At 56.7% G+C, this 7,016-nt stretch carries 7 protein-coding genes; 6 read left to right on the top strand and 1 reads right to left on the bottom strand.

Features of this window, described 5'->3' with window-relative positions; genetic code table 11:
* Positions 1-265 precede the first annotated feature (265 nt).
* Positions 266-1,339, top strand: coding sequence for a hypothetical protein (locus AC07FD_RS19355; protein ID WP_478351146.1), 1,074 nt, complete (start codon positions 266-268; stop codon positions 1,337-1,339).
* Between the two features lie 285 nt (positions 1,340-1,624).
* On the opposite strand, the gene AC07FD_RS19350 is transcribed toward AC07FD_RS19355, so the two are convergent.
* Entirely contained in the window at positions 1,625-2,122 is a 498-nt protein-coding gene (locus AC07FD_RS19350; RefSeq protein ID WP_478351145.1) for a Ros/MucR family transcriptional regulator, read from the bottom strand.
* Here AC07FD_RS19350 and AC07FD_RS19345 point away from each other — a divergent pair.
* From AC07FD_RS19345 to AC07FD_RS19325, 5 genes are all read left to right on the top strand, one after another.
* Positions 2,081-2,821, top strand: a complete 741-nt coding sequence (locus tag AC07FD_RS19345) for an autoinducer binding domain-containing protein (RefSeq protein ID WP_478351144.1) — start codon at positions 2,081-2,083, stop codon at positions 2,819-2,821. The two genes, AC07FD_RS19350 and AC07FD_RS19345, sit on opposite strands and share 42 nt — an antisense overlap.
* Positions 2,822-2,823: 2 nt before the next feature.
* Positions 2,824-3,081 carry a response regulator transcription factor gene (locus AC07FD_RS19340; protein ID WP_478351143.1) on the top strand — a complete coding sequence of 86 codons (258 nt, stop codon included), beginning with the start codon at positions 2,824-2,826 and terminating at the stop codon, positions 3,079-3,081.
* Between the two features lie 84 nt (positions 3,082-3,165).
* Positions 3,166-3,825: an acyl-homoserine-lactone synthase gene (locus AC07FD_RS19335; RefSeq protein WP_478351142.1), complete on the top strand. Its 660-nt coding sequence runs from the start codon at positions 3,166-3,168 to the stop codon at positions 3,823-3,825.
* A 68-nt stretch (positions 3,826-3,893) separates the two neighbouring features.
* Positions 3,894-5,597, top strand: a complete 1,704-nt coding sequence (locus AC07FD_RS19330; RefSeq protein WP_478351141.1) for a peroxidase family protein — start codon at positions 3,894-3,896, stop codon at positions 5,595-5,597.
* Between the two features lie 95 nt (positions 5,598-5,692).
* A partial coding sequence (locus tag AC07FD_RS19325) for a ferritin-like domain-containing protein (RefSeq protein WP_478351140.1) occupies positions 5,693-7,016 on the top strand: 1,324 nt, incomplete at its 3' end.

Genomic DNA, 7,016 nt, shown 5'->3' with positions numbered 1-7,016 from the left:
AGGCTTGTCAAAATGCACTCCGAGGGCGGCCAGATCGCCGATGCAGGCCGCCCTAAGCCGATCGCCGTGCATCAAGCGGGCTAGATAAGTCACAATGAAACTTCGCACATAATGCGACTTGGGTTTGTCAGCGCCGCGCGGGCGCGCCATCGTTGACCTGAATGGGGGGCGCAATGGGTCAAAACAACGACTATCCGCCCCCGCCGGTTCGACGGCTGCGTGTTTATGCTTTTGACCCACCACCGCAGCTACGGCTGGGATCAATGTGGCTACCATCAAGCTGACGTGGGAGCAAAGCTGGGAGGAGGACCTCCGTCCCGGTCCGATCAACGATTATCTCGAGGTCATCGATATCGACCCGGTCAGCGGGCAATTTTACGATCCGGTCGATCTCAACGATCCGCATCTGCTTGCCCAGGATGGGCTCGCCCCGTCGGAGGGGACCCCGCGGTTTCATCAACAGATGATTTTCGCGGTTGCCATGAAAACCATACGAACGTTCGAGCGCGCGCTCGGCCGCAGGGTTTTCTGGGCACCGCGCCGAATGGCCGACAATACCTACCAACCCGTACGGAAGCTGCGCATCCATCCTCATGCGCTCCGCGAGCCGAATGCTTACTACAGCCGTGAGACCAAGGCACTTTTGTTCGGCTACTTCCGCACCTCGGCCAAGCTGGCCGGTGCCCAGTGGGTGTTTACCGCGCTATCACACGACATCATCGTTCACGAGACGACGCATGCCATACTGGACGGACTGCACCGCCGCTTTGCCGAACCGACTAACGTGGACAGTCTGGCGTTCCACGAGCCCTTTGCAGACATTGTCGCCCTGTTCTCGCATTTCACACTCGAAGAGGCCGTGCGCGTCCAGATTTCCAGGGACGGCGGACGCCTGAACAACCGTTCACTTCTCAGCGGGCTTGCCCGACAGTTCGGCGAGGCCACCGGGCGCGATGGTGCGCTCCGCGATGTAATCGACGCGAATATCGACGGATCGCCACCCATTCTTAGCGATGAGATGACCGAACCGCATGAACTTGGCGCGGTCCTTGTGGCGGCGGTGTTCGATGCATTCTTAGCAATCTACGAGAACCGGACCGCCGACTTGTTGCGCATCGCGGGCGTCAAGCCCGGCGTGACGGCGGGTCAGGATCTTCATCCCGATCTCGTCAGCCGTCTGACCCGCGAGGCGAGCAAGTCTGCTGAGCACGTAATGCGGATGTGCATTCGGGCCTTGGATTACATGCCCCCGGTCGACATTCGGTTCGGCGACTTCCTGAGAGCCATCATCACGGCGGACTACGACCTCGTTCCCGATGATGGATGGGGAGATACATAAATAATATCAGTATGTTATCAGTGTTCTTGTGCAAAAATTGCACACGAAAGTTCTGCTTCTCTTCTTTTTTCGTTCCCACGAGAGAGCCGCCGACAGCCCTTTTCGGGCGCTCTTCTGCCGAAGGCGTTGACCTCTCCAACGCGAATGTTCGCCGGGATATTCGTTGAACCTGATTATCCGCCGCAGCGTTCAGCAAACATTCTGGCGTTCGAGTCGGTATACCGCTACATCGTGAGGCCACTATCGACGAAGCACTCTTCTGGACGCTCCGACAGCCGGCCTTCACTAAGTCCTAGGCTTGCGTTTGGCAGGAGCCTTTTTGGCCGACGTCGGCTGCGGTTTGCGTCCGAGCCCCGCGGCCTTTGCGAGCCTCGATCTGTGGGCCGCGTAATTTGGCGCAACCATCGGATAATCCGGCTTCAATCCCCACTTCTCGCGGTATTCGTCTGGAGTGAGTCCGTAATGTACCGCCAGATGCCTTTTCAGCGATTTGAATTTCTTGCCGTCTTCGAGGCAGATGATGTAGTCCGGCGTTACCGACCTTTTCGGATTGATGGCCGGCTCCTGTTTCGGTTGCGCGGTCCCACTCGGCTGGCCAAGGCCCGACAGCGACGAATGGATCGACGCGATGAGGTCTGGCAACCCAGCGACGGGCAGGGGGTTTTGGCTGACATAGGCCGAGACAATGTCTGCCGTCAGCCCGACCAGATCGGCCGTCGGGCCTACGTTTTGATCGCTCAAATGTTCGCTCCTGGTATGGGGGTCAAAGCTCGCTACACACATCAGTCGTATACCGCAGTTTTGAGCAATGCCGAGACAAATCGGGAGCCACCGGTTCACCGTGTTTACAGTCCGGGAGATGCTTCATCACGTCGTTTTATTGGTAAGATCGCGAAATCAGAAAAACGATTTCGAACACCGGTAACCACTGGCGAAAAGACGACCTTTTTAATAAGATACTTCAAGCGGCCAAATTTGGCGCATAATTGCATCGGGCGTACGAGTTGGGGCGTCTATCCGATGATCGATTCAGACGTATTCGACTTTGTCGAACGCTGCCGGAAGCACACCGCAACCGGGCCGCTATTGAGCGATCTTCTCGATACCGTGAGAAACCTGGGCTTCGAGCACCTGATCCTGAGCGGTGTTCCTCTCGGCGGCCAAAAGCTGGCCCCAATGGTTGAACTGAACGGCTGGCCTGAGGGCTGGTTCGAGCGCTACATCGAAGCAGAGCATGCAGCAGTTGACGGCGTCTGCATCTACTCGGCAAAAACTTTGAAGCCATTCCTCTGGGCCGAAGTGCCGGCAAAATGGTCTGACACAGAGGCGTCCCGGCGCGTTGCAGGCGAGGCGACGGAGTTCGGGTCTGGAGCGGCTTCGCTGTGCCGATGCTTAGCGTCCATCACTGGCAATCAGTGCTGTCTTTCGCCTCTTCGCAAAAGGCGTGCAGTCTGTCGCCACGCCAACAGGTGCAACTGGTAACGATGGCGGTCTACGCCGGCATGTCAATCCAGGCCTTGACGCACGTCGATGGCGAGTTTGATAGCGTACTGACGGAGCGGGAAAAGGAAGTGCTCCTGTGGGCGGCGGCCGGCAAGACCTTGTCGGAAACGTCCCAAATCCTCGGCATGACCGAGCGCACAGTTAAATGGCATGCGATGCAGGCACGCGACGCCTTTGGCGTGGGCACGACCACGCAAGCGGTCGTCGAGGCGGTTCGCAGGCGGCTAATCCACCCCTAGCCCTGTCAACTGTCCGAACGGACAGGTGACGTATTTTAGCGCGGCTGCAACTATCCTTCTGAAGAAGGATGGGGGGATCGCGCGATGATAGCTGTTCATGTCGTCAATGCGCTGAATAAACACCTCTACGAAAACGAGTTCGACGAGTTTTTGCGCCGCCGGCACGACTTCTTCGTGCACCAGAAACGCTGGCGCCCTCCAAGCCCAGATGGTCGCGAGCTGGACCAGTTCGACACGGACGCGGCGACGTACCTGCTGGGCCTCGACGATGGTCGTGTGGTGACCTCGGCTCGATTGATCCCAACGAGCGAGCCGCACATGGTCTCGGAGGTCTTTCCTCACATGTGTGAAAGGTCGGGTGTTCCGCGACGTCCCGATTGGGCCGAGTGGACGCGCACCTTCGTTGTCCCTGAGAAGCGCTCGACCGGCTTGCGAGGCACGCTGACCCAGCTGTGCTGCGCGGTGATGGAGTACGCGCTCGACGAGGGCCTGAGCGCCGTCGGTGGCGTCCAGGAGACCTACTTCATGCCTCACCACGGCGCGCTGAAGTGGCGAGCCGAGCCCTTGGGCATGGCCAGGGAAGAAAATGGCGAATGGTACATCGTCGCCTACATCGAGGTGAACGAGGCCGCGCTGGCCAGCGTCCGCAGGATCCTTGGTATCGATCATTCGCTGCTGGTTCGGCGCGGAACCCAACGCCCCTTCATCGAATACACCACCAGCTTGTTGCGCGCTTCTGCGTAGCCAAAAACAAAGCCGCGTTTCCGCGGATCGTGTTCCACGCTCATGTCACTGTGTCTGGAGAAACTCAAATGAGAAATGTCGGCGTTCCGCTCTCCCAATGGGGCCGTCGCTCCAGCTTTCATGGAACATTGCGTGGTGGCGACAATGTCGGCAGATCTTCAAACTTTGAGGGCCGATTTGGAAGGATGTTCAGGGCATTACCTCCTGCCAACTTTCACGCAGAAGACCTCATCGCGCTAGGCGAGAGAATGGAAGCCGAGGCTGAGAAGGAAAATGGGAAGCGTGTCGCTCATCCTGAAAGAACGGCGCAATTTCCCGATGAGGACGCACCCGATGATGAAGAGAATTTCGGGACCCCTGCGGGCTATACGTATCTTGGCCAATTCATCGATCACGATATCACGTTCGACCCAACGGCCCTGTCGATGCAGCGAAACGACCCTGACGCCATGGTCGACTTTCGAACGCCCCGACTCGACCTCGACTGCGTCTATGGACGCGGGCCCGCTGACCAGCCCTATATGTATGTTGAGGATCGAAAGTTTGTCCTTGGCACCGTGAGATTGACTAGGGGAGGGATCGCAACAAAGACATCCGACCTTCCCCGGGCTCACAACGGGCGCGCAGTTATCGGCGACAAGCGGAATGATGAAAACGTCATCGTGTCGCAGCTTCAAAACGTATTTTTGAACTTTCACAATGCCCTATGTGATCAATACAAAAATGTCGAATTCGACGATATCCAGAAAATGGTCAGATGGCACTATCAGTGGGTGGTGTTGACGGACTTCCTGCCCAAAATCGTTGGCGAAGACGTCATAGATGACATCCTACCTGGGTTCAAAAACAGAAAAATCAATATCCATACCCACACGCCAAACCTGCGGTTTTACAAATGGCGAAACGACCCATTTATGCCCGTAGAGTTCTCAGCCGCGGCATATCGATTTGGGCACTCAATGGTTCGTCCCATCTATCGGCTAAGCAGCGAACTCACCCAGCCGGTCGGTGACGAGGATCCTTCGATAAACGGTCGAAAGTTTATTTTCTCTGCTGAGAGGCTGAAAGGACTAAATGGGTTCGGTCCATTTCCTGAGAATTGGGCAATAGACTGGAGTCTGTACTTCGAATTGAACGGCAAGAAACTCGACCCGAGAGACCTGGGCACCTCGCGAGTGCAGCCGTCATATAAACTCGACACTTCGCTCGTGAATCCCCTCAAATTCTTGCCCGAGTTCTCAAGGCCAAATCCTAGTCACCCAGGCGACCTCGAGCAAAAAGACGGTGATCCTTTGCCGAAGAAGAGAGACGTTTCCAACCTCGCTTCCCGCAACTTACTGCGTGGCATGATGCTCGGACTCCCGTCAGGACAAGATGTGGCACGGTACATGGATATCGAGCCAATAGAAGATGACGAACTGCGAATTGGTAAGGCGATCGTCGACGAGCTGGATTCGACCGGCAACTCAATTCTTGATGTAAGCGAGCGGTTCGCAGGCAATGCTCCGCTTTGGTACTACGTTTTGGCCGAGGCCCAATGGGTATGGACGAAAGCTGCGAAAGCAGCATCCCATATGGATGATGTTGCACGGAACGCCATACCGGTTCGACTAGGACCAGTGGGAGCAAGGTTTGTGGCGGAAGTTCTGATCGGATTGATGGTCGGGGATAAACGCTCCGTGCTCTGGCAGGCTCCCAATTGGAAGCCAATCCTGGGGAAGGATGGTCAGTTCAGGATGCCGGATCTCATCGATGTCTCGGGGCTGGGGTAGTCGTGGGGTACCCGGGCGCGTTCGGCTGCAAGCCGGGGCTAGCTCACGAACCGGAACCGAAAACGATCATGACGTATGAACAAAAGGCAGAATAAGTGGAAAACAGCCCTTGGCAACGGTTGGAGTGGAAGGCGCCTGGCGACAGGGTTTTGAATGAGTTTGTCGCTGACGAGCGGCCAGTACCGAACCAACTACGCACAATCGTCGCTACCTTTGGTATTCCTCATGTGGCTGCTTCGACCCCTGTCGAAGAAGCACTGATTCTACTGTACGCAGGCGCCGAGGTCGAACATGCACTCCTTGTTGAATATCTCTACGCAGCTTGGTCGCTAGGATCTAATCCCATCGCTGGCAAGATTCTGGAAATTGCCATCCAAGAGATGTGCCATTTCATCACGGTCCAGAACCTGCTGCTTTTTCTCGGAGCTTCGCCTTCCATCTCTCGTCAAGACCGGGATCCGGCCCCCGCGCTTGATCCGTTTCCATTTACGTTGCGGCCCTTTTCGCCGGAAGTTTTGGAGGATTTTCTCCTCACAGAGATGCCCTCGGTCGCCGATTTGTCGGTGGAGGAGCAAGCCATTATGAACCCGATTATCGCCCGGCGAGCGAAAATCGGTAACGTGATCCACCCCGTGGGGCTAATCTATGCGAAGGTCTATTGGCTGCTGCAGGAAGATGATCAGGCGACAGCAGACTGGCCGGAGGTGGCATCTGCTGGATTTGAACCCGGACGCCACATCACGGCATTCGCAGGAAGTGCGACCGCAACCACTTATCAGGTCGACCCACAAAGAGAACCAAAGTGGAATGCCGGCGAAGACCGCGGCGGAGTGTTCGAGAAAGTAGATACGCGAACTACAGCGCTCCGCGCCGTTTTTGACATTACCGTGCAAGGTGAAGGAGTTGCATCGGCAGAGGATGACCGATCCCACTTCGCTCAATTTATCGAAATTTATAAAACGACCGATTTCACTACCTTGCCCTCCACAAACTGGCCCACCGACCCGTTTGTTGCGGCACAGCCGGCACCCACCCCTTCGCGAGAAGCGAATCGGATTACAAATCCGCCGGCGGTCGTACTCAGTCGGCTACTTGACCTGCGCTACCGCATCGCTCTAGCGAGCATCCGTGCGTCCTTGTCGCGAGATAGGAGCATACCTGCTGACCTTTCAGTCCGGACGAAATATGTAGGCTGGGCATTCGATGAGATGCTGGGTTTCATACGAGGCTTGTCGTTCGGGTTGTCGACATTGCCGCGCAAGGCTGACCTGGCGAGTCCGGTGGCAGCTCCGACGTTCAACCTCGATGGGTTTACTCTGCCAGATGATGCAGCAGGGCTAGGGGCCCACTCCGACCTGACTGTTTCGAGACCGGTAACTTCTCTGGGGTTAGGCGGCGCGCAGAAGGGGCGGTTTGGGC

The organism is Mesorhizobium waitakense (assembly GCF_056431085.1).
Note: the sequence above shows the minus strand (reverse complement) of the source record. Positions and strands in the feature narration are given on the sequence as shown.